Source organism: Flavobacterium sp. (assembly GCF_046153165.1).
Classification (GTDB): domain Bacteria; phylum Bacteroidota; class Bacteroidia; order Flavobacteriales; family Flavobacteriaceae; genus Flavobacterium.
This window is the reverse complement of the sequence record NZ_JBJXEN010000103.1, coordinates 1-21,231: the sequence shown is the minus strand read 5'-3', so window position 1 is coordinate 21,231 and position 21,231 is coordinate 1. Positions and strand designations below refer to the sequence as shown.

At 30.2% G+C, this 21,231-nt stretch carries 21 protein-coding genes and 1 tRNA gene; 8 read left to right on the top strand and 14 right to left on the bottom strand.

Annotated elements, in window-relative coordinates; genetic code table 11:
• Position 1 precedes the first annotated feature (1 nt).
• Genes ACKVOV_RS12470 through ACKVOV_RS12435 form a run of 8 tightly spaced genes read right to left on the bottom strand, consistent with a single transcriptional unit; the run spans position 2 to position 8,369 of the window.
• Entirely contained in the window at positions 2-1,360 is a 1,359-nt protein-coding gene (locus ACKVOV_RS12470; protein ID WP_409207086.1) for an undecaprenyl-phosphate glucose phosphotransferase, read from the bottom strand.
• A 7-nt stretch (positions 1,361-1,367) separates the two neighbouring features.
• The gene (locus ACKVOV_RS12465; protein WP_409207085.1) at positions 1,368-2,351 is read right to left on the bottom strand and encodes a UDP-glucuronic acid decarboxylase family protein; all 984 of its coding nucleotides are present in this window, start codon (positions 2,349-2,351) and stop codon (positions 1,368-1,370) included.
• 3 nt (positions 2,352-2,354) lie between these two features.
• A complete protein-coding gene (gene rfbD / locus ACKVOV_RS12460; RefSeq protein ID WP_409207084.1) occupies positions 2,355-3,194 on the bottom strand; it encodes a dTDP-4-dehydrorhamnose reductase in 840 nt (279 codons plus the stop codon).
• Positions 3,188-3,739 carry a dTDP-4-dehydrorhamnose 3,5-epimerase gene (gene rfbC / locus ACKVOV_RS12455; protein WP_409207083.1) on the bottom strand — a complete coding sequence of 184 codons (552 nt, stop codon included), beginning with the start codon at positions 3,737-3,739 and terminating at the stop codon, positions 3,188-3,190. The genes rfbD and rfbC overlap by 7 nt, the downstream gene beginning before the upstream one ends.
• 5 nt (positions 3,740-3,744) lie before the next feature.
• Positions 3,745-5,433: a DUF6909 family protein gene (locus ACKVOV_RS12450; RefSeq protein ID WP_409207082.1), complete on the bottom strand. Its 1,689-nt coding sequence runs from the start codon at positions 5,431-5,433 to the stop codon at positions 3,745-3,747.
• Positions 5,434-5,475: 42 nt separating this feature from the next.
• Positions 5,476-6,360, bottom strand: coding sequence for a carboxypeptidase-like regulatory domain-containing protein (locus ACKVOV_RS12445; RefSeq protein ID WP_409207081.1), 885 nt, complete (start codon positions 6,358-6,360; stop codon positions 5,476-5,478).
• The gene (locus ACKVOV_RS12440) at positions 6,347-7,849 is read right to left on the bottom strand and encodes a GH3 auxin-responsive promoter family protein (protein WP_409207080.1); all 1,503 of its coding nucleotides are present in this window, start codon (positions 7,847-7,849) and stop codon (positions 6,347-6,349) included. The genes ACKVOV_RS12445 and ACKVOV_RS12440 overlap by 14 nt, the downstream gene beginning before the upstream one ends.
• A 40-nt stretch (positions 7,850-7,889) precedes the next feature.
• Positions 7,890-8,369, bottom strand: coding sequence for a peptidase (locus ACKVOV_RS12435; protein ID WP_409207079.1), 480 nt, complete (start codon positions 8,367-8,369; stop codon positions 7,890-7,892).
• A gap of 154 nt (positions 8,370-8,523) precedes the next feature.
• Here ACKVOV_RS12435 and tatA point away from each other — a divergent pair, with 154 nt between their 5' ends.
• Positions 8,524-8,700 (top strand): twin-arginine translocase TatA/TatE family subunit, encoded by a 177-nt coding sequence (gene tatA / locus ACKVOV_RS12430; RefSeq protein ID WP_409207078.1) that lies wholly within the window; start codon positions 8,524-8,526, stop codon positions 8,698-8,700.
• A gap of 62 nt (positions 8,701-8,762) precedes the next feature.
• Here the strand turns inward: tatA and ACKVOV_RS12425 are convergent, their stop codons facing one another.
• Entirely contained in the window at positions 8,763-10,889 is a 2,127-nt protein-coding gene (locus ACKVOV_RS12425; protein WP_409207077.1) for a Tex family protein, read from the bottom strand.
• 79 nt (positions 10,890-10,968) lie between these two features.
• Between ACKVOV_RS12425 and ACKVOV_RS12420 the strand changes: the two genes are divergently transcribed.
• Positions 10,969-11,241, top strand: coding sequence for a DUF1294 domain-containing protein (locus tag ACKVOV_RS12420; RefSeq protein WP_409207096.1), 273 nt, complete (start codon positions 10,969-10,971; stop codon positions 11,239-11,241).
• On the opposite strand, the gene ACKVOV_RS12415 is transcribed toward ACKVOV_RS12420, so the two are convergent.
• Both ACKVOV_RS12415 and rpiB read right to left on the bottom strand, forming a co-directional pair.
• Positions 11,215-12,120: a cation diffusion facilitator family transporter gene (locus tag ACKVOV_RS12415; RefSeq protein ID WP_409207076.1), complete on the bottom strand. Its 906-nt coding sequence runs from the start codon at positions 12,118-12,120 to the stop codon at positions 11,215-11,217. The two genes, ACKVOV_RS12420 and ACKVOV_RS12415, sit on opposite strands and share 27 nt — an antisense overlap.
• Positions 12,121-12,221: 101 nt before the next feature.
• Positions 12,222-12,650: a ribose 5-phosphate isomerase B gene (gene rpiB / locus ACKVOV_RS12410; RefSeq protein WP_409207075.1), complete on the bottom strand. Its 429-nt coding sequence runs from the start codon at positions 12,648-12,650 to the stop codon at positions 12,222-12,224.
• Between the two features lie 760 nt (positions 12,651-13,410).
• On the opposite strand from rpiB, the gene rnr reads away from it, so the two are divergent.
• The 6 genes from rnr to ACKVOV_RS12380 all read left to right on the top strand — a co-directional run bounded on the left by rnr (position 13,411) and on the right by ACKVOV_RS12380 (position 18,516).
• Entirely contained in the window at positions 13,411-15,588 is a 2,178-nt protein-coding gene (rnr, locus tag ACKVOV_RS12405; protein WP_409207074.1) for a ribonuclease R, read from the top strand.
• A 49-nt stretch (positions 15,589-15,637) separates the two neighbouring features.
• The gene (locus ACKVOV_RS12400) at positions 15,638-16,309 is read left to right on the top strand and encodes a head GIN domain-containing protein (RefSeq protein ID WP_409207073.1); all 672 of its coding nucleotides are present in this window, start codon (positions 15,638-15,640) and stop codon (positions 16,307-16,309) included.
• Between the two features lie 104 nt (positions 16,310-16,413).
• A complete protein-coding gene (locus ACKVOV_RS12395) occupies positions 16,414-17,097 on the top strand; it encodes a LysE family translocator (RefSeq protein WP_409207072.1) in 684 nt (227 codons plus the stop codon).
• Between the two features lie 35 nt (positions 17,098-17,132).
• Positions 17,133-17,816 carry a GldM family protein gene (locus ACKVOV_RS12390; protein WP_409207071.1) on the top strand — a complete coding sequence of 228 codons (684 nt, stop codon included), beginning with the start codon at positions 17,133-17,135 and terminating at the stop codon, positions 17,814-17,816.
• Positions 17,817-17,836: 20 nt separating this feature from the next.
• Positions 17,837-18,010 (top strand): hypothetical protein, encoded by a 174-nt coding sequence (locus tag ACKVOV_RS12385; protein WP_409207070.1) that lies wholly within the window; start codon positions 17,837-17,839, stop codon positions 18,008-18,010.
• Positions 18,011-18,087: 77 nt separating this feature from the next.
• On the top strand, positions 18,088-18,516 hold the full coding sequence (locus ACKVOV_RS12380) for a GldM family protein (protein ID WP_409207069.1): 429 nt from the start codon (positions 18,088-18,090) through the stop codon (positions 18,514-18,516).
• A gap of 77 nt (positions 18,517-18,593) precedes the next feature.
• Here the strand turns inward: ACKVOV_RS12380 and ACKVOV_RS12375 are convergent, their stop codons facing one another.
• The 3 genes from ACKVOV_RS12375 to folB form a co-directional block, all read right to left on the bottom strand.
• Positions 18,594-20,219 carry an esterase-like activity of phytase family protein gene (locus ACKVOV_RS12375; RefSeq protein WP_409207068.1) on the bottom strand — a complete coding sequence of 542 codons (1,626 nt, stop codon included), beginning with the start codon at positions 20,217-20,219 and terminating at the stop codon, positions 18,594-18,596.
• Between the two features lie 273 nt (positions 20,220-20,492).
• A tRNA-Cys gene (locus ACKVOV_RS12370) sits at positions 20,493-20,563 on the bottom strand.
• Positions 20,564-20,668: 105 nt separating this feature from the next.
• On the bottom strand, positions 20,669-21,028 hold the full coding sequence (folB, locus tag ACKVOV_RS12365) for a dihydroneopterin aldolase (RefSeq protein WP_409207067.1): 360 nt from the start codon (positions 21,026-21,028) through the stop codon (positions 20,669-20,671).
• Positions 21,029-21,231 lie beyond the last annotated feature (203 nt).

The following is a 21,231-nucleotide window of genomic DNA, read 5'->3' as shown; positions in this document are numbered from 1 at the left end:
CTTAATATGCTTTTTCCTGTCCTTTAAAAATATTTATGACTGTTAGTACTATAATTTTTATATCTAATAATAACGACCAGTTTTCGATGTAAAATAAATCATATTTTATTCTGTTTACCATTTCTTCATCGGTTTCTATTTCTCCTCTAAAACCTTTTACTTGTGCAAGTCCTGTGATTCCAGGTTTTATATGCAATCTTAAATTATATTTTCTGATTTTTGTTTGGTATTCATTATTATGTGACCATAAGTGTGGCCTTGGTCCAACAATGGACATGTCACCAAGAAACACATTAAAAAACTGTGGCATCTCATCGAAACTAGTTCTTCTTAAAAAGGCACCAATTTTAGTAATTCGTGGGTCATTTTTCACAACCGATTCTTCTGTTTTGTCGTTTATTTCCATCGAACGGAATTTGTAACAAAAAAACTCTTTTTCGTCTAAACCTGGTCTTCCTTGTTTAAAAAATATTGGTCCTTTTGATTCTAATTTTATTAAAAGAGCAATAATTGGTATTAACCATGATAAAACAAAAATAATTATAAGCAATGAGAAACAAATGTCGAATAATCTTTTAATAAACTTAAGTAGCGGTTCGTTTAACGGTGTTCTTTTAAGAGATAATATGGGGAAGAATTCATAGTAATCTATTTTTAAGTTTTTAGCATAAATTTCATTCGATTCCGGAATGAATTTGATGGTTTTCTTGTAATAATCTGCAAATTCTACCAACTCTTTAAGTTGGTCGCTAGAGAGTTCTTCTAAAGCGCAATAAATATCATCTATCTTGTTTTGTAAAACAAAATCTTGAATATTAGAAACATTTCCTTTTATCTTTTCATTACTTATAGTATCAGAAAAAAAACCTTTAAAACGATAACCGTAATCAGGTCTGTTTTGAAATAATTGTTGTAAATTTTTTGAGCTATCTGTGTAACCTACAATAATCACATTTCGGTAATTTCCGCCAAGAACAATTCGATATTTTTTCAGGTAATAAAATAACAATCCTTTGAAAAAAGTGATACACATAAACGAAAACCCAATAAAATATAACAAGAGTCTAAAACTAAAAATTATTTCTCTTGTAATAGAAAAAAAGGTAACAACAAACAATGAAAACAAAAACAACTGTTTGAATAACATTCCCATAATTTCCACAGGTTTTGTAAAGCGATATACTTCGTAAAACTTTGTGAAATAAGCTAATACACACCAAGAAACTAGTTGGTAAATCATAAAATACGGCAATTGTATAGCAAATCCCTTCAAGAAGAAACTGGCTAAAACAAAAAGCAAAACACAATCTATTATAATGCTTATTGGACGTATATATTTTGAATACCTACCTTTTGTCATTTTTTATTTAATGAATAAATCCTGAAAAATCTTTGTGTTCTTCTTTTAATAATTCTTCTTTTGGAAGGTTTTTAAAATATTCGTAAGTAATTTTCATTCCTTCAGAACGAGAAACCTTAGCTTCCCAACCTAATAATTCTTTAGCTTTTGTTGTGTCAGGCTGTCTTTGCAACGGATCATTTTCCGGTAAATCGTGGTATACAATTTTCTGAGTTGTTCCTGTTAATTTAATAATTTCTTCGGCAAAATCTTTAATGGTTATTTCGTCTGGATTTCCAATATTTACTGGATAAACATAATCTGAATGCAACAATCTAAAAATTCCTTCTACTTGATCATCTACATAACAAAAAGAACGAGTTTGCAAACCATTACCAAAAATAGTTAGATCTTCGCCACGCAATGCTTGACCAATAAATGCGGGAATAACACGACCATCATTGAGTCGCATTCTTGGTCCATAAGTATTAAAAATTCTAACAATTCTAGTTTCTAATCCGTGAAAACGGTGGTAAGCCATTGTGATTGATTCTTGAAAACGTTTGGCTTCATCATACACACCACGTGGTCCTATTGTGTTTACATTACCAAAATATTCTTCCGTTTGTGGATGCACTAAAGGATCACCGTAAACTTCCGATGTAGAAGCTATTAAAATTCTTGCTCCTTTAACTCTTGCTAATCCAAGTAAATTATGTGTTCCTAACGAACCTACTTTTAGAGTTTGAATTGGGATTTTTAGATAATCTATAGGGCTTGCTGGCGATGCAAAATGCAAAATATAGTCTAAATCTCCTGCTACATAAACAAATTTTGAAATATCGTGATGATAAAACTCAAAATGTTCTAATTTGAATAAATGTTCTATATTTTTTAAATCACCAGTAATCAGATTATCCATTCCTATTACATGATAGCCTTCCTTGATAAACCTATCACACAAATGCGAACCTAAAAATCCTGCAGCACCTGTTATTAGTATTCTTTTCATTTTTTATATCGTTTGCAATAGTGATTCTTGCCAAGTTTTTATTTCAATTCCGAAAGTATTTTTTATTTTCGATTTGTCTAAAAGGCTATATTTTGGTCTTTTTGCTGGTGTAGGAAATGCTTCTGTTGGAATTGGATTTACATTGATAACAACATTATTTATTCTAAAAATTTCTACAGCAAAATCATACCAACTAGCAATTCCTTCATTACTAAAATTGTAAATTCCGTATTTTGAACTGTTACTTTGTATGATAGAAAGTAAGGCTTTAGCCAAATCGACAGCATTTGTTGGTGAACCTATTTGATCTGAAACGATATTTAAACTATCTCTTTCTGATGCCAAACGCAACATGGTTTTCATAAAATTATTACCAAATTGAGAATAAACCCAAGAAGTTCTAATAATGAAATATTCATTCGTATTATCTATGACCGCTTGCTCTCCGTCTAGTTTTGTTTTGCCATAAATGCCTAGCGGATTTGTTGTATCAGTTTCTGAATAAGGCTTGTTTGATGAACCATCAAAAATAAAATCGGTCGAAATATGTATTAATTTTGCTTGGTTTTTTTTACAAGCAATGGCCAAGTTTTTTGGCCCTACAACATTAATAGATTCCGCTTTTTCTATTTCAGATTCGGCTTTATCAACCGCAGTATAGGCTGCAGCATTTATACAAAAATCTATTTTATTTGTATCAAAAAAATGGTTAACACGTTCCTGATTTGTAATATCTAGATCTTGTGAAGAAGCAAAAATAAATTCGAAATCAGGATAATTTGAAGCAATAAACTGAATTGCTTGACCTAATTGACCTAATGCTCCTGTAACTAAAACTACCATACTTTTTTAGCATTTTCTAGTGTTGGTAAAATCATATCTTTTTCAGAAATAATCAATTTTTTTTCAGGAAAATTCCAATCTATATTTAATGCTGGATCATTATAAACTACTCCGCCTTCACTTTCTTTATTGTAAAAATTATCACATTTATAAAAGAAGGTTGCTGTTTCACTAGTTACTAAAAACCCATGTGCAAATCCTCTCGGAATAAACAATTGTTTTTGGTTTTCACCTGATAATAAAATAGAAAATGACTGTCCATAAGTTGGAGATTCTGGACGAATATCGACTGCGATATCAAGTACTTCTCCTTGTAATACTCTCACTAATTTTGCTTGAGCATGATCTCCTGTTTGATAATGCAAGCCACGCAAAACACCTTTTGATGAATACGATTGATTGTCTTGTATAAAATGGACTTTTTGCCCAATTCCTTTTTCAAAAGTATTCTCGTTAAAACTTTCCATGAAATAACCTCGGTCATCATGAAAAACTTTAGGTTCAAGGATAAAGCAACCAGCTAAATTAGTTGGAATAAAATTCATTATAATTATTTTACGTTGAAAATTTGTTCTAATATCTTAATAGTAATTAAGTACGTTGGTTTTACACCTGTTGTTCCTAAACCACCAGAAGCTAGTGTACTTCCCGTTTCTAAAGGATTATCTGAGGCATAATAAGCATAACGAACTTTTACATTTTCGTTGATACTTTTTCTAATTTTAGATGCACTTTGAATTGCTTTTTGATAATAAGAACCTTCCATTTCTAATCCTATGGCTTCCCAAGTAGACTCATGAAAGAACTTTAGTAAATCTCTATTTTGTAAAGATGTTCCTAAAACTGTAATCATTGGTCCTGCAAAAACTGGAATATCATTTCCTTCAAACATTTTAGCCGTTAATTCATTGTAAAATGGGTAATTATCAGCTGTTCCTTCATTTATATGAGCATTAGGAATCATTATGTCTCCTTTTCCTCCTTCTAGAATTCCTGCTTTTCCCATAATAGAAACCGACTCTACATTTAGGAAAGTTTTCTCTTTTCCTACTTTATAAGGTTTCAATAACTCATCAATAGTTTCAAAAGCTTGTTCTCCAAAAGCATAATCCATTACGATTAAAACTGGTAAAACTTTGTCTATTTTTGCTTTGGCGAAAGCCGATTTTGTCCAATCTATCTTAGCGGTATCAAAAATCTGAACATCAATATTAGTTCCTGATGTATCTGGCAAAGAAATCATACCGTGTTTTAGTGCAAATTCTTCTACTTTATCACGAACATCGTTAGCGCCTGGCTTACTTAATTCTTCGTAAATATCGAAATCTGATTTATCTTTAAACTTTGTTTTAAGTACGTGAGTTGCAAAAATCGAGTTCATAACACTGTGCATATTAGCACTAATCACGTGGATTGGTCTAGATAATAAATTGTTTTTTTGCAAAACTTCTTTAATATCATTTGCCCAAATTTCTCCATGAATGTGATGTCCTAATCTTTCTCTTAAAATTGGGCTAAAAGTGATTGTTCTTTTATTGTTATCGACCACTTCTTCTATAGCAATTTTTCCTAACCAATAAATAATATGCAAGAAACGATCTGGTGATGCTGTGTTTCCAAAACTATCATAAATAGCTAAAACCTCGGCAAATGTTCTTCCTAAAATATTAGCTGTGTGAGAAATAGCCTTTTCTCTTTCAATTAATGTCAGCTTTTTGTTTTGTAACGCAGCTTGTTCTAGTTTTTGCCAATCGCGAGATACTCTCCCATCTTCATCTATAAGAACTCTGTCTTTAATTTTGTGAGATTCTATGAATATAAAAGTTAAATGAGTCAATATATCATAAATATCTGAACGACCACGAGTAATTTCTACATTCATTTGTTCCTCATCAATTCGGTAGCAATTTCTTCTACGTTTTGGCGGAACAATGGCTTGAAAATGCGAGTTAGAATAACCTTCGTCCGAAGTTAAATTAATGTAACGACATTCTTCAATCCCTACCGGAAGGCGCTCTATAACGTATAATAATCCGTTTAGTTCTACTTTTTCTTCGGCAATAGTCCCATAAATTTCAGGTCTTAATGCCAGCAATGCTTCTCTTAAAGTTTCTCCAGAAATTCCCATTGGTTTATAGAAACCTCTGTTGAATAAATGGCGCATTGTAATGTACAATCGTTCGATAGCTGCCGACGATTCTTGCGCTCGTGAGCGCGAAATGTTTTTAATTTCCTTCATTAAATTTTTATTTTATAACCTACAAAGATAAGGTTTTTATATTTAGTTAGTAAGAATTAGGTTTATTGCTGGTTCATACACCATGATTTTATTTGACGAATCAGTCTCATTATGCTTAGTTTGCCTGTTCCATTTTCCTCCAGAAAAAGTGTACAAAAAAGCTCTTTCTACAAAATTATACATCACAAAAGGGAAGTAAGTTTTTTGAACTTGTGCTTTATTTGTTTTTGAATCTATTATAGTCTTTTCTAATTTATTTTTTTCAATAATTAATTTTTCGAATCCAACAAATAGTCCTTTTTTAGGTATTGTTAGGTTAAATTTTGTTACATCGAAAATATTTTTTTTTGTTCCTTTTTTTACCGAAACAATAAAGTCTTTATCTAACATTTCTTGGCTAGGAAAACCATTTGCATCAATGCTATAAAAATGAATTTTTATTGTAGCATTTTCTATTCGGCTATCTGTTTCAATAGTAACATTTTTTATAAATTTTGTTTTTTTATAAGCTGGACGATAAGGAAAAAATTTTGTGTCTATTCTTGGTCCGTTATCAAACGATTGATATATTTGGTTGTCCGTATCGCCTATTTCTATCTTTTTTGTTTCTAATCTTTCTGATAAAATAACCACCTCATCTAACTGATAAACCATTGGTTTTAAATTGACCAAAATTGCTTTTGAAGCTCTAATAATTTTTTTTTCAAAACCTAATGCAGAAAATATTAAGTTTTTATTTTTCTCTGTCGAACTGATTGTAAATTCCCCATTTTCTTCAGATGTTGTTCCAATATTTTCGTTTTCTACCCAAATATTTACATACGGAATTGGTTTTCCAGAAATACTGTCTTTTACAACTCCTTTTATTTGAGCGGTTATCGAAAAACTTAATAAAAATAAGCAAATTAAAAATCTATTTTGTATCATAATCTCCTTTTTCTAATTTTTGAACTATGTTTCTATCATTAGATAATCTCGGGATTTTATTTTGTCCGCCCAATTTTCCGATAGATTTCATATACTCTTGAAATCCGTTTTTATCGACCTTAGTAATTACAAGTGTTCGCAACACATGACCAACAATTAAATCATCGTAATACGTGTTTTGTTTTCTCATCGCGCTATCAATCTGCAAGGCAAAATTTTCGATATTTTCTGGCTCATTTTCAAACTCAATAAACCATTCGTGGTAAGGCAATCCTTTTACAGGAAAAATTTGTGGTGCCACCGTAAATTCATTTACACGGACTGATGTATTTTGCATCGCTTCTTGCAGAGCACTTTCTACCTCTTTTCCAATTACATGTTCACCAAAGGCTGAAATATAATGTTTAATACGCCCTGAAACTATTACACGATATGGTTTTAGAGAAGTAAACTGAACGGTATCACCAATATTATATGCCCAAAGTCCAGCATTTGTAGAAATTATTAAAACATAATTCACGCCCAATTCGACTTCACCAATGGTAAGTCGTTTTGGTTTTTGGGTAAAAAATTCATCAGCTTTTACAAACTCATAAAAAATTCCTGAATTTAATAACAGCAACATTCCTTTTTCTTTCTGAGAATCTTGATAAGCAAAAAATCCTTCCGAGGCAGGAAAAAGTTCGATTGCATCTACTTTTCGTCCGATGAGATTTTCGAATTTCGCTCGGTAAGGTTCATAATTTACACCTCCGTAAATAAATAGATTGAAATTTTTAAACAATTCTCCCACTGGTTTCCCAGCTTTTTGATGCAATTTTTCGAAATACATTTGCACCCACGACGGAATTCCAGAAATTACCGTCATATTTTCCTGAAAAGTTTCTTCAACAACTGCATTTACTTTGGTTTCCCAATCATCGATACAATTGGTTTCCCAAGATGGCATTCGGTTTTTTTGCAAATATTTCGGAACAAAATGAGCTACGATTCCTGATAATCTTCCTAATTTGATTCCGTTTTTTTCTTCAAGAATAGGACTTCCTTGCAGGAAGATCATTTTACCATCAACAAAGTCTGCTTTTCCAGTTTGGTGAATATAACTTAAAATGGCGTTTCTTGCCGCTTCGATGTGAAAAGGCATCGATTCCTTTGTGAGCGGGATATATTTTGCTCCCGAAGTTGTACCTGATGTTTTAGCAAAATATAAAGGTTTTCCTTTCCAGAGAATATCTTTTTCTCCTTTTACAACTTGATCAATATAAGATTTTAATTCCTCATAATCTCTTATAGGAACTTGCTTTGTAAAATCTTCAACAGTTTTTATTTTAGTAAAATTATGGTCTTTTCCAAACGTTGTATTACTTGCTTCTCGTATTAAATCTTGAAAAACTTTTTGTTGTGTTTCAATAGGATTTTGAGACCATTTCAGCGTTTTTTTATGTATTTTTTTTGCGAATTGCTTCGCTAAAAAGGATTTTATAGACATTTGTAAAAGGCTTTAGGCTTTAGCTATATGCTTTAAGCTCTTATTTTTTAGTTTTTTTAGCTTCTGCTTCCACTTTTTTTCTGAGTTCTATTTCTTCCGGTGATGCAGAAAAATTATATTCAGAAGGATCTACATATTCTGATGCCATTATCGAATCTTTATTCACTTTTGCATATTCTAAATCGCCTGTTAAAACTTTTTTTACAGATTGTATGTAGGCATCATTTTTCTTTAAAGCAAATTCTAAAGAGTCCGATTTGAGTCCTAAATTTAGTGCATCTTTTTTAAGTTGTGTCGAAGCGTATCCTGGAATATATTCTCGAAGTGGCGTAAATGCTATAATATAACTTGTTATCGAAATAAGAAATATAGCACCAATTGTAGCCACAATAAAAACGTTAAGAATGTTCAGTTTGAAAGAAAATTTTTCTTCAAAAGTTTCTTCGTTCAAAATAATTAATCTTCGCTTTGTTTTTATTTTATTGAAAAAGGCTTTTCTTTTTAATCTTTTTTCTGACATAAATTACAATAATTACAACAAATATAATAATTTACTAAGTGTGGTTAGTTTATTAGTAATAATAAATCGTTAAAAAAATAATGGTTTATTAAATTCTTTAATATATTTGCTCAATGTTTTATTTTTAAATTGCGAAAGCATAATTTTATATATCATGGGAAGATTAGGAGTTACAGAAATACTTGTCATATTAGCCGTTGTTTTATTACTTTTTGGAGGTAAAAAAATTCCAGAATTAATGAAAGGTCTTGGTAGTGGAATAAAAGAATTCAAAAACGCTGCAAAAGACGAACAGCCAGCAGATTCTAAAAAAGAAGATACAAAAGAGTAATTTCTTTTAAAAAAAATTAAAAAATAAATCCCAAATTCAATAAATGAGTTTGGGATTTTTATTTATAATATCATCGTCAACTGAATTCGTTTTCTATCTTCATCAACCTCAGTCACTTTTACTGTAACATGTTGGTGCAATTTGACCACTTCATTTACATCACTCACAAATCCAGCTTTGAGTTGTGAAATGTGAACCAATCCGCTTTCTTTGGTTCCAATATCGACAAAACAACCAAAATTGGTAATGTTGTTAACAATTCCTGGTAAAATCATTCCGGTTCGAAGGTCTTTTATGGTTTTTACATTGGGATCAAATTCGAAAACTTTGGCCGATTTTCTTGGATCTAATCCTGGTTTTTCGAGCTCTTTGATAATGTCTTTTAGGGTTAATAAACCTATTTCTGGAGTAATATAATTGTCTGGTTTTATTAAAGCTGTTTTCTCTTTATTGGCAATTAAATCATGAACAGAAAGTTTTAAGTCTTTTGCCATTTTCTCGACAATTCCATAAGCTTCAGGATGAACCGCCGAATTATCTAACGGATTTTTGGCATTCGAAATTCTGATAAAAGCCACGCCTTGTTGGTATGCTTTTTCGCCCAATCGTGGTACTTTTTTTAGTTGTTTTCTGTCCTCGAATGGTCCGTTTTCTGAGCGGTATTGCACAATATTTTCGGCTAGTTTTTCGCCTATTCCTGATACATAGCTCAACAAATGTTTACTAGCGGTATTAATATTTATTCCTACCGAATTCACACATCGAATCACCGTATTATCTAATTCTTCTTTTAGTTTGGTTTGATCTACATCGTGTTGGTACTGCCCTACTCCAATGGCTTTTGGGTCAATTTTTACCAATTCTGCCAACGGATCCGATAATCGTCTTCCAATAGAAACCGAGCCACGAACGGTAACATCATAATTAGGAAATTCATCTCTCGCAATTTTTGATGCCGAATATACCGATGCGCCTGCTTCTGAAACTATAAAAACCTGAACAGGTTTATCGAAAGCGATTTTTTTAATAAAAAATTCAGTTTCTCGTGAAGCGGTTCCGTTACCAATTGAAATCGCATCAATATTATATGCGTTTACCATCGATTTTATCTTCTTCATCGCCATCGCAGTTTCATTTTGTGGTGCGTGCGGATAAATCGTTTCATTGTACAACAAATCTCCTTTTTCGTCGAGACAAACCACTTTACAACCGGAACGAAATCCTGGATCGATGGCTAAAATTCGTTTTTCTCCCAAAGGTGGTGCTAATAAAAGTTGTCCTAAATTATTGGCGAAAACCTGAATAGAATTGGCATCAGCTTTAGCTTTGGCTTCTTGTAAAGCTTCATTAGAAATGGCTGGCGTTAGCAATCTTTTGTAACTATCTTCAATCGCTAATTGCACATGAGAAATGGCGGAACTGTTGCTGTTTTTGATGATAATTTCATCAATTAAATCATAAGCTTCATCAATATCAACTTCGATTTTTAATTTGATAAATCCCTCATTTTCTGCGCGTAGCATGGCCAATAATCTGTGTGAAGCTGCTTTGGTTAAATTCTCACTCCAATCGAAATATTGATTGAATTTTTGCGCTGCTTCTTCTTCTTTTTTAGATTTTGAAACCTTTGCTGTTATAGTTGCTTTTCGTTCGTATAATCTTCGCAATTGTTTACGAACATAAATATTTTCGTTAACCCATTCGGCAATAATATCTCGCGCGCCTTGCAAGGCAGCTTCTTCATTTATAATATTTTCATTCAAATACTGTGTTGCCAAGAAATCGACATCCTCATTTTTCTGATCCATGATGATTTTAGCAAGTGGCTCTAATCCGTTTTCACGGGCGACATCAGCTTTGGTTTTTTTCTTCTTTTTATAGGGCAAATAAAAATCTTCTATTTCTTGTAAATCGAAACTTTCAGAGATTTTTTTGTTCAATTCTGGCGTGAGTGCTTTTTGCTCTTCTATCGATTTTAGAATCGCTTCTTTTCTTTTTACAATGACATCATATTCCTTGTTTAATTTTGCGATTTGTTCGATAAAAACCTCATCAAGATTTCCTGTAGTGTCTTTTCGATATCTAGAAATAAAAGGAATCGTACAATCTTCGTTTAATAATTTTACAGTAGCTTCAATATTTTTTGGAGTCGTTGCGACTTGTTTTGCTATAAATTGGATGTTGGTCATTGCAGAATTTTAGGATTGTGATATTAGATTTCTGAAGTCTTTCAACAAAAATAATATCTTTGTGCATATTCAGAAAATTATGTTGTTCATTTTTATTTATTTTTTTATCATCAATATAATTGGATTTATTTTAATTGGTTATGATAAAAAAATGGCTGTTGTAAATCGATATCGAATTTCCGAAAAAAAACTTTTATTAATTGTCTTTTTTGGAGGAATTATTGGTTCTGGATTGGCAATGCTTTTCTTTAGACACAAAACCTCCAAAGCTTCTTATTTATTGAAGTTTTTTGGAATTATTATGTTTCAAATTATATTTTTTGTTTTAATCCTGAACTATAAAATCTTTTGATTCTTCTTTCTGAAATTCAGGTTGAATATTAATGTGGTTAATGTGGAATTTTTCTAACAAAACCGCTTCGATTTTTTCTAATACAATATTAAATTCGCTCATTTTTATATCTTCAGAACAATCTAAATGTGCTTCGAGATGTAATTCATGATCATTAAGATGCCAAACGTGAATATGATATAACTTATTATTACCTGAAATTTTATGAACTTCTCGAACCAATTCTTGAATATCAATATTTGACGGCGTAAAAAGCATCAACATTTTTGTAGATTCTTTCAATAAATCATAACCAACATAAATTAAATAAATCGCAATAGCCAAAGTTAAAACGCTATCTATCCAATAAATTTGATATATTTTCATCAGAATCCCTCCGACTAAAACCGCCACAGAAGCCATCATATCGGTAAAAAGATGAATGTAAGCAGATTTCATATTTATATTATGATCGGCATCTTTTTTGAGCATTAATGCCGAAATACCATTAGCTACAATTCCTAAAACAGACATCCAAATCACTAAATTAGATTTAATTACATGAGGATTAGAAAAACGATCTGAAGCTTCAAAAATTAAATATATTGCCACCACAATCAAAGTAATTGAGTTTACAAAAGCAGCGATAAGTTCTGCTCTTTTGTAACCAAAAGTCTGATTTAAAGAGGCTTTTTTCTTAGATAAAACATTTGCTATATAACTAAAAATTAAAGTTAAAACATCAGAAAAATTATGCAAAGCATCAGAAATAAGAGCCAAACTTCCTGACAATATTCCGCCTATTACTTGTGCAACCGTAATTACAATATTTAAAACTATCGAAAATAAAAGATTTTTACCTTTTACTTCATGATGTGAATGGTTGTGATTGTGAGACATTTTAGATTTCTTAAATTTTTAGATATTTTAGACATCTCATATTTTTGAACTTCTTATAAAATCTAAGATGTCTAAAAATCTAGCAGTCTAAGTTGTCTTTATTAACAACTAATTTTCCCCACTCTTGTAGCGTGTCTTCCTCCCTCAAAATCTGTATTTAAGAAAGTATCTACCATTTCTATAGCTTGGGGAATCGATGTGTATCTTGCAGGAATACTTATTATATTCGCATCATTATGTTGTCGGGCTAAAGCAGCAATTTCTTTTATCCAACACAAAGCAGCACGAATTCCTTGGTGTTTGTTTGCTGACATCGCAATTCCGTTTCCGCTTCCGCAGATGATGATACCAAAATCTGATTTTCCTTCAGCAACATCAAGAGCAACTTTATGTCCAAAATCTGGATAATCGACACTGTCAAAAGTATCGGTTCCGTGGTTTGTTATAGTATGTCCTTTTGATTCTAAAAATTGAACAATAGCTTTTTTGTAATCTGGTCCTGCGTGGTCGTTTCCGATAGAAATTTTCATTGTAGTTGTGTTTGTGGTTACAAATTTAAGGAAAGAAATGTAGATTTGCCTCTTTGTTGTTTTGTTTATTCAACGAAAATATAAAATAAACTAATTAACTGAAAATCAGTTATTTTTAATAATATATATGTTAAAATTTTACATTGTTAATAACCAAACGTAATTCCTTGATATTCAGTTAACGATAACTTAACAACTTCTGTTAACAACTTTAGATAGAATTTTAGAAGTTTTTTTTGCTTGTATTAATAAAAAATGTAATCCAAAATCCAATCGAGAAAATCTAATTTAGTTTGCGGTTTTTTTATATAAGTTATCAATATAAATTTTTAGTTTATCAACAAAAATAAATTAAAATCTTATTTACAATTCTATTTGTATTTTAGTTTTCAACGGATGTTAACAAAGTTTTAAAATCTCTTTAAAATCAAATATTTGAATATAAAAAAGTATGTTCATAAGTCATTATAAAAAAAAGAAAGTAATATTTAACTCTTATTTTTTATAATTTATAGTAACTATTAACACGCTATAATAACCATCAATAAATAATTTAAATTTAAATTTTCTTTTTGTTGTATTTAATAAATGTTGACAACTTAAAAAAACCAAAGAGATAAAAATTGAATTGTAATCTATTTTAGTTTTTCATCTATTCAACTTTTATCTCTTTAAAAAAGTTATATTTTCTTTAAATCTGAATTCTAAAATCTAAATTCTAAAATCTTATTCGTAAATTTCAACTTTATAAAAATGAATTATGAGTAAAATGCCAAAAAAGTTTGGAAAAAATGAGAAAGATTTCTCAACAAAGATTTTAAAAGTACTATCACAAAACGCGAATAAACCTTTTAATTATAAACAAATTTCAGCATTACTTGAAGTAGATGATACTAAAAGTAGAAATGAAATTATTAAGGATTTAAAAATTCTTGCTTCACAAAAAAAGATTGTAGAAACCGAACCTGGTAAATATCTGGTAAAAGGAATTTCACAAGATTATTATGAAGGAAAAATAGACATGACTTCTCGAAAAACAGCTTATTTTATTTGTCCTGATTTTGGAGAAGATGTTTTTATTCCAACCAATAACTTAAATCACGCTTTAGATAAAGACATTGTAAAAGTTTATATCTACAACAGAAGAAAAGGAAAACGCCCCGAGGGAGAAGTTATAGAGGTCGTAGAACGAGCTAAAACCGATTTTGTAGGAGTTATAGATATCCAGAAGAATTTTGCCTTTGTAAGTACTGCAAATCCTAAAATGTACACTGATATTTTTATTCCGTTAGCAAAAATTGGAGAAGCACAACAAGGAGATGTTGTTTTAGTGCATATCGAAGATTGGCCTAAAAAAGCTGATTCTCCTTTTGGAACAGTTACTAAAGTTTTAGGAAAACCAGGAGAACATAACACTGAAATACATGCTATTTTGGCTGAATATGGTTTACCTGCAGAATTTCCTGTAGAAGTAGAAGTTTTTGCACAAAAAATAGATACTTCTATTCATGAAGATGAAATTGCAAAACGTCGTGATATGCGACAAACATTAACTTTTACTATCGATCCTAAAGATGCTAAAGATTTTGACGATGCCCTTTCTTTTAAAAAATTAGAAAACGGAAACTACGAAATAGGAATTCACATTGCCGATGTTTCTCATTATCTTGAAGAAGGAACAATCCTAGATGATGAAGCATATCAGCGAGCAACATCTGTCTATTTAGTAGATAGAGTTGTACCTATGTTACCTGAAGTTTTATCAAATTTTGCTTGTTCATTACGACCAAATGAAGAAAAATATACATTTTCAGCTATTTTCGAAATTGATGAAAAAGCAACAGTGATCAACCAATGGTTTGGAAGAACAGTAATCGATTCTAACCAACGTTTTGCATACGAAGAAGCGCAATATATTATAGAAACCAAAGACAATACAATTCCAGTAGATATTTCTATTACAGGAAGTTCTTATATAGTTTCTGATGAAATTGTTTCTGCTACTTTAAAATTAGATGATTTAGCTAAAATTATGCGTCGCAAACGTATGAATGATGGTGCTATATCTTTTGATAAAGTAGAAGTAAAATTCAACTTAAGTGAAGATGGTGAACCAGAAGGTGTCTTTTTTAAAGTTTCTAAAGATGCCAATCATCTTATCGAAGAATTCATGTTGTTAGCCAACAGAAAAGTAGCTGAATATATTGGTAAACAAAAGAAAACTTTTATTTACAGGATTCACGACGAACCTAATGAAGATAAATTGTTTGCTATGCAAGCTGTTATTGCAAAATTTGGTTATAAAATAGATTTTAGAGGTGGAGAAATATCTAAATCTTTGAATGCTTTAATGGAAGAAGTAAACGGGAAAAAAGAGCAAAATCTTATTGATACTTTAGCGATTAGAACCATGAGTAAAGCGAAATATTCGACCGATAATATTGGTCATTATGGTTTGGCTTTCGATTATTATTCTCATTTTACTTCACCTATTCGTCGTTATCCAGACGTTATGGTTCATCGTTTGCTGCAGTATTACCTTGACGGAGGAAAATCTGTCGATCAAGAAACTTATGAAACAAAATGCCAGCATACTTCTAATATGGAAAGTTTAGCTACTAATGCCGAACGCGATTCTATTAAATATATGCAAGTAAAATACATGCAAAATCATCAAGATCAAGAATTTTTAGGTGTAATTTCTGGAGTGACTGAATGGGGAATTTATGTAGAAATTATCGAAAATAAATGCGAAGGAATGGTTCGTATTCGAGATATAAAAGATGATTATTACACTTTCGATGAAAAACAATACGCTTTGGTTGGAGAAATTTCTAAAGGTTTATTACAATTAGGTGATGAAGTTTGGGTTAAAGTTAAAAATGCTGATTTGGTTAAAAAACAATTAGATTTTAATTTTTTAAGAAGAAAAGAATAATTAATTTGTTTTACTGGGCTGCCTAAATATTTTATTTAAATTTATTGATATGAAAAAACTATTTATAATTCCATTTTTGGTTGTAACCAATTTACTTTCAGCACAAGTAACAAAAAATGTTGGTGATTTTACTAAGGTTACAGCTTTCGATAAAATTTCAGTTCAATTGATACAATCAACTGAAAATAAAATAGAATTAAAAGGGAAATTTGAAAATGAAGCTGAACTTATAAACAATAATGGTGAGCTAAAAATTAGACTTCCTTTAGGTAAATTTTTAAATGGAGATGATCTAGTTGCTCGTGTTTATTTTACAAAATTAGAAGGATTAGAAGCCAATGAAGGTTCTTATGTTTCTTGTGATACCGAAATTAAAGCATTAGATTTTAGTCTTATTGCAAAAGAAGGATCTCAAATAAAAGTAATTGTCGATGCGCAAAGAATTACTGTAAAATCATCTAATGGTTCTGTAATAAAATTATCAGGAAAAGCACAAAATTTAGATGCCGTTACTAACTCTGGAGGAAAACTAGAAGCAGAAAAATGTATTACTTCTCAAACTACAGTTTCTGTAAATGCAGGAGGATTTGCAGATGTATTTGCTACCGATTTAGTAGACGCAAAAACAAGAGCTGGTGGTACAATAACTATTTATGGAAATCCAAAACAAGTGAATGAGAAAAAAGTTTTAGGTGGACATATTGTAATTAGTAAAAGATAAAATCGTTACTTCGAGGAAATTTTACAAAAAATGTAACAAGAAGTAGATTTTTATCTTTTATAAATTTTTAACTTGCATCATCGGAATATTAATTAAAAAAATTTATGATTCAATATATTTTAGGCAACGGAATCCCATTAGGAATATTTTTAAGTTTCATGATAGGACCTGTTTTTTTTGTACTTCTAGAAATTAGTATAACAAAAGGTTTTCGTGCCGCATTAATGTTTGATTTAGGCGTTATTTTAGCCGATATTTTTTTTATAGGTGTTGCTTATTTAGGTAGTTATCGATTAATTCAGAGTTTAAAAGACGATCCAGCCTTGTTTATTTTTGGTGGAATTATCATGGTAACTTATGGGTTAATATCTTATTTTAAACTTCGTAAAGTACATAAAGCAGAACAAGAGGAAGAAGCTGTCGAATTGATTAAAAAAGATTATTTAAACCTATTTATAAAAGGTTTTTTACTCAATTTTATCAACATAGGTGTTTTGGGTTTTTGGTTGTTAATCATTATTACTTTTGTCCCTAAAATGCACATGGAACTTTCTAATGTAATTTGGTTTTTTACCACAGTAATTGTTACTTATATTGCTACCGATATTTGTAAAATATTATTATCTAAACAATTACGTAGTAAATTGACCACAACAAATATTATTAAAATTAAAAAAGTAAGTAGTATTTTACTTGTTGTTTTTGGAGCTTTTTTATTATCTCAAGGCTGGTTTCCTAGTGACAAAACCTTTGTAAAAAATACGATTGAGAAGATCGAGAAGAAATAATTTATTTACAAACCTACTTCATATAAATATTATTTATGAAAAAATTATTTGCATTACTATTATTGCCACTATCATTTTATGCCCAAAATGATTCGATACATACAGTAAAACCAAACCTTTCTTTAATAAGTTTAAACAATTTAAATATTGTTTATAGAGGAATTTATAATCCTATTTCAATTGCTGTTAAAGACTCAAAACCATATAAAATAAAAGGTGATGACTTTACTCAAGACGAAAATGGATTATATAACATTAAACCAAAATTCGGGAATACAACCAAAGTTTTAGTCGAAATAGAAACTTCCGACAGTACAAAAGTATATGAAGAGCACACTTTTAAAGTAAAAAATCTTCCAACAGCTGTGTTACTTGTTAATCAGAAAGGTTGTATAAATAGCGATTGTACATTAGAAATTCCAAATAAAGAACTACTAAACGCAGAAATATCAATTAAACTAATCGATTTTTTAATAGATTATGACATTACTGTAACGAGCTTTAGACTTTATTTAACCAACGAAAATGGTGATACTTTAGCTAGTTTTGATGTACAAGGAAATAAAATTTCTAAGGAGATTTATGAAGAAATAAACAACAATAACAAAGGAACGCTAATTATTATTCATAAAATTACCTTTACCTCAAATTTAAACTTGTCAATTGCTAAAACACCAATGATAAAAATAAGGAAAATCATTTCAAACACCAAGATTTAATCTCACATAAAATTTATAAAATGAAACAGTATTATTGTATTATATTGCTACTATTTTCTTTTTCATTTTATGCACAAAATGACACAATTCCTGTTGTAAAAAAGACAAATGCATCAGTAGTTTCTGCTGATAGAATGAATGTGGTTTATCGTGGTGTTCCTAATCCAATTTCTATTGCGCTGTTCCCAATGTAAAATCTTTTACCGCCACAGGTGAAGGATTAACTTTTAAAGATGGAAAATATGTTTTAAAACCTAGATCCGGAAATGAAATGGTTATCAATGTGGTTTATAAAAATAAAAGAGGTATTTCAATTACAGATAAACACACTCTTAGAATTAAAGGACTTCCTTCAGGATTTACATTAATAAATGGATATGGATGTGCTAGAAAATGTATAGTTGAATTATCAAAAAAAGAAGTTCTTAATGCCGAAATAAGTTATGAAATGCCTGATTTTTTATTTGATCCTAAAATTGATGTTACGGGTTTTACAATTGGTTTCATTGATTCTAACTATAAAAAAATTTATAAAAGCATTGAAATTCAAGGAAATAAGATTAATAATAAAACCTATTTAGAAATCGAAAAAATAAAAAATATTTCTTTTTTAATAATAAGTGATATTCATATACAGGCTGAAGATTTGGATTTACTTATTTGTAAAATTTCACCAATTAAAGTTTTAATTATTGAATAATTTGAGAGAATAAATACATAAAAAAAAAACCTCCAAAGTTCTTTGAAGGTTTCCTCTTTTTTACATTTTTTTAAAACTTAATTTTTTACAATTTTAACAAATTGGCTATCTATTTTTAATAGATAAATACCAGTTTTTAGTACTTCTAAATTTATTTTATTAAAGCTAATTTTGCCACTCATAACTTCCTGACCCATAGTATTTATAATAGTATAAGAAGATTGTTCATTTAGTAAATTATCTATCGTAATTTCATTTATAAACGGATTTGGACGCACTTTAAACGTTTTGTTTTCGGCTATAAAATCTGTATTAGATAAAACAACATTATTATTAGGAATATAATTTTGTAAAGCGTTGCTGCCAGCTAAAGTATATTTGTATAAAGAACTGTTCATATTATTTGGAGTAGCAATTCCGTTTTCAGTTGGGCTATATTGTCCGTAATCATTATCATTACACAAAACGATTGTATTAGCATCTATAATAGCAATTCCTTCCGCTTTTTCTATAGTTGTTGGCCAACCATTGGCGTGTAAATCAAATTGTAAAGTTTTAGTAACAGGAGTTATACCGTTACTTGTCAAGTTTGCAGGAGAATCAAGCTCTTCTAATGTTTTAGTACCATAAGCTATACCACTTAAAACTTCAGTAGCGCCAGTTATATCTATTTTATATAATCTTTTAATATTTTGTGCTCCTCTTAACCCTTGTTCGATAACTAAGAACGTAGTGTTGTTTATCGCTTTAATATCTCCAATTTTTAAGTCTCTTGGTCTTATGTCAGATGATGTTCCAATTTGTCCATCATTTACATAAGCATACATTTTTTGTGTATTAGTAGTAGGATCAATTTCTAAAATTCTATGAATTCTAGAATTTCCTAAAGTAGCACTTCCTACCACGCCAGAAACATTTTTATAATACATAGGACTTTGTATAATAGCATATACTTTTCCGTTTGGCGCAATAGTTATTCCTTCAAAGCCTCTGTTGTTTCTTCTAAATGCAAAACAGCTATTTATAGCCACATCTTCAGGTTCTGTTAATGTATATGGTGTATATCTTTTTAAAACAATTCCATTAGGACTTACTTTCCAAATGGTTGGACCACCTTCTTCACTTATCCAAAAATTCCCTTCAGAATCTACATCAATTCCTTCAGAATCAATTCCCCAAGCATCTTTTGGAGCAGTATTGGCATCAAAATTTGCACAATCAGTAACTACATTTGTAGAAGCTACTTCGGCAGAAGTACTGCCAAAGCCTGTAGGATTTAATAAACCTGTAGCATCATTCCCGTTGGGTCTTTTTATAGTTATCATTTGCATGATTTGAACTTCATTGCCAACGATTTTTAATCTCATTATTTTTGGCGCATAGTTAGGAAAGGCATATATTTTATCATAAGTTGGAATACAAGTTGGATATTGTGCCGATGCTGTTGCGCCTGTATTTGCTGTTGCAGCATCAATATTTACACCTCTATCTGTTACTGTCCAAAATTCAGTTCCATTAGTATTTGGGATATACTGTAAACTAGAAAAACCACCTTCTCTAAAGGTTATTCCTTGAAAAATACCTATTGTTTGAGAACTTGTGTTTTGATAAGTGTTATCTAATGTTATTTGCCCATTCATTTTTGAAGCAAAACACATTATTGTAATTGTAAATAGTTTTACATTAAGTCTTTTTAGTATCATAATTTTTATTTTCAAAATTACTTTTCATTAGAAGATTATGTGTTTTATTAGGATTATGAATGAGTTATTAAATTATTAAACAAGGTTTTTTGTGTTAAAAGACTAATTAAAGTTTTATTAAAGTAATACCTTCAAAGTAATTTAGAGGTTTTAGAGGCATCTCTCGATAACTAAGGTTCCGATAGTTATCGGAAAGATTCGAACGTAATATTTAATTAATTTTCCTAAAAATTAACCATAAAAAAAACCTCCAAATTACTTTGAAGGTTTTAGAGGCATCGTCCGGATTCGAACCGGAGTAGGAGCTTTTGCAGAGCCCAGCCTAGCCGCTCGGCCACGACGCCCTTTGTTTAGCGGATTGCAAATATAAGAAACTATTGATAATTAACAATTGATAAATACAAATTTTTAAAAAATGTTAATTATCAATTGTTAATCATCAATTAATTCTAATTTCTATATTCTTCCATTTCAATCGTAACAGATTCAACATCACCACCAATAGGAGGGTTTAGTTTAGAGACAGCCACAATAATTCTAGAAACAGAAGCAATTTCTGCAAAGATTCTAGTTATAATTCTGCCACCAACATGTTCTAATAAATGCGAACGAATCGCCATTTCTTCGACTACAATTCGGTTCAAAAGTACATAATCGACCGTATCCGATAAGTTATCTGACAAGGAAGAACGTCGTAAATCAGTTTTTATTTCTAAATCAACTCTATAATCAGAACCAATTTTACCTTCTTCGACCAAACACCCATGGTAAGAAAAAGTGCGTATGTTTTTTAGTTTTATAATGCCCATCTTTAAAGTTTTTGTTTAAAGTTTACCGTTTAAGGTTATCTCAAGTAACTTTAAACCTTAAACTTTAAACCATTTTTTTATCTTTGCTAAAATTAAACATAATTATGTCAACCGAAGAAAAATCACTCAATTTTATTGAACAAATTATAGAAGATTCGTTAGCAAGCGGTTTTCCACAAGATAAATTGCGTTTTCGTTTCCCG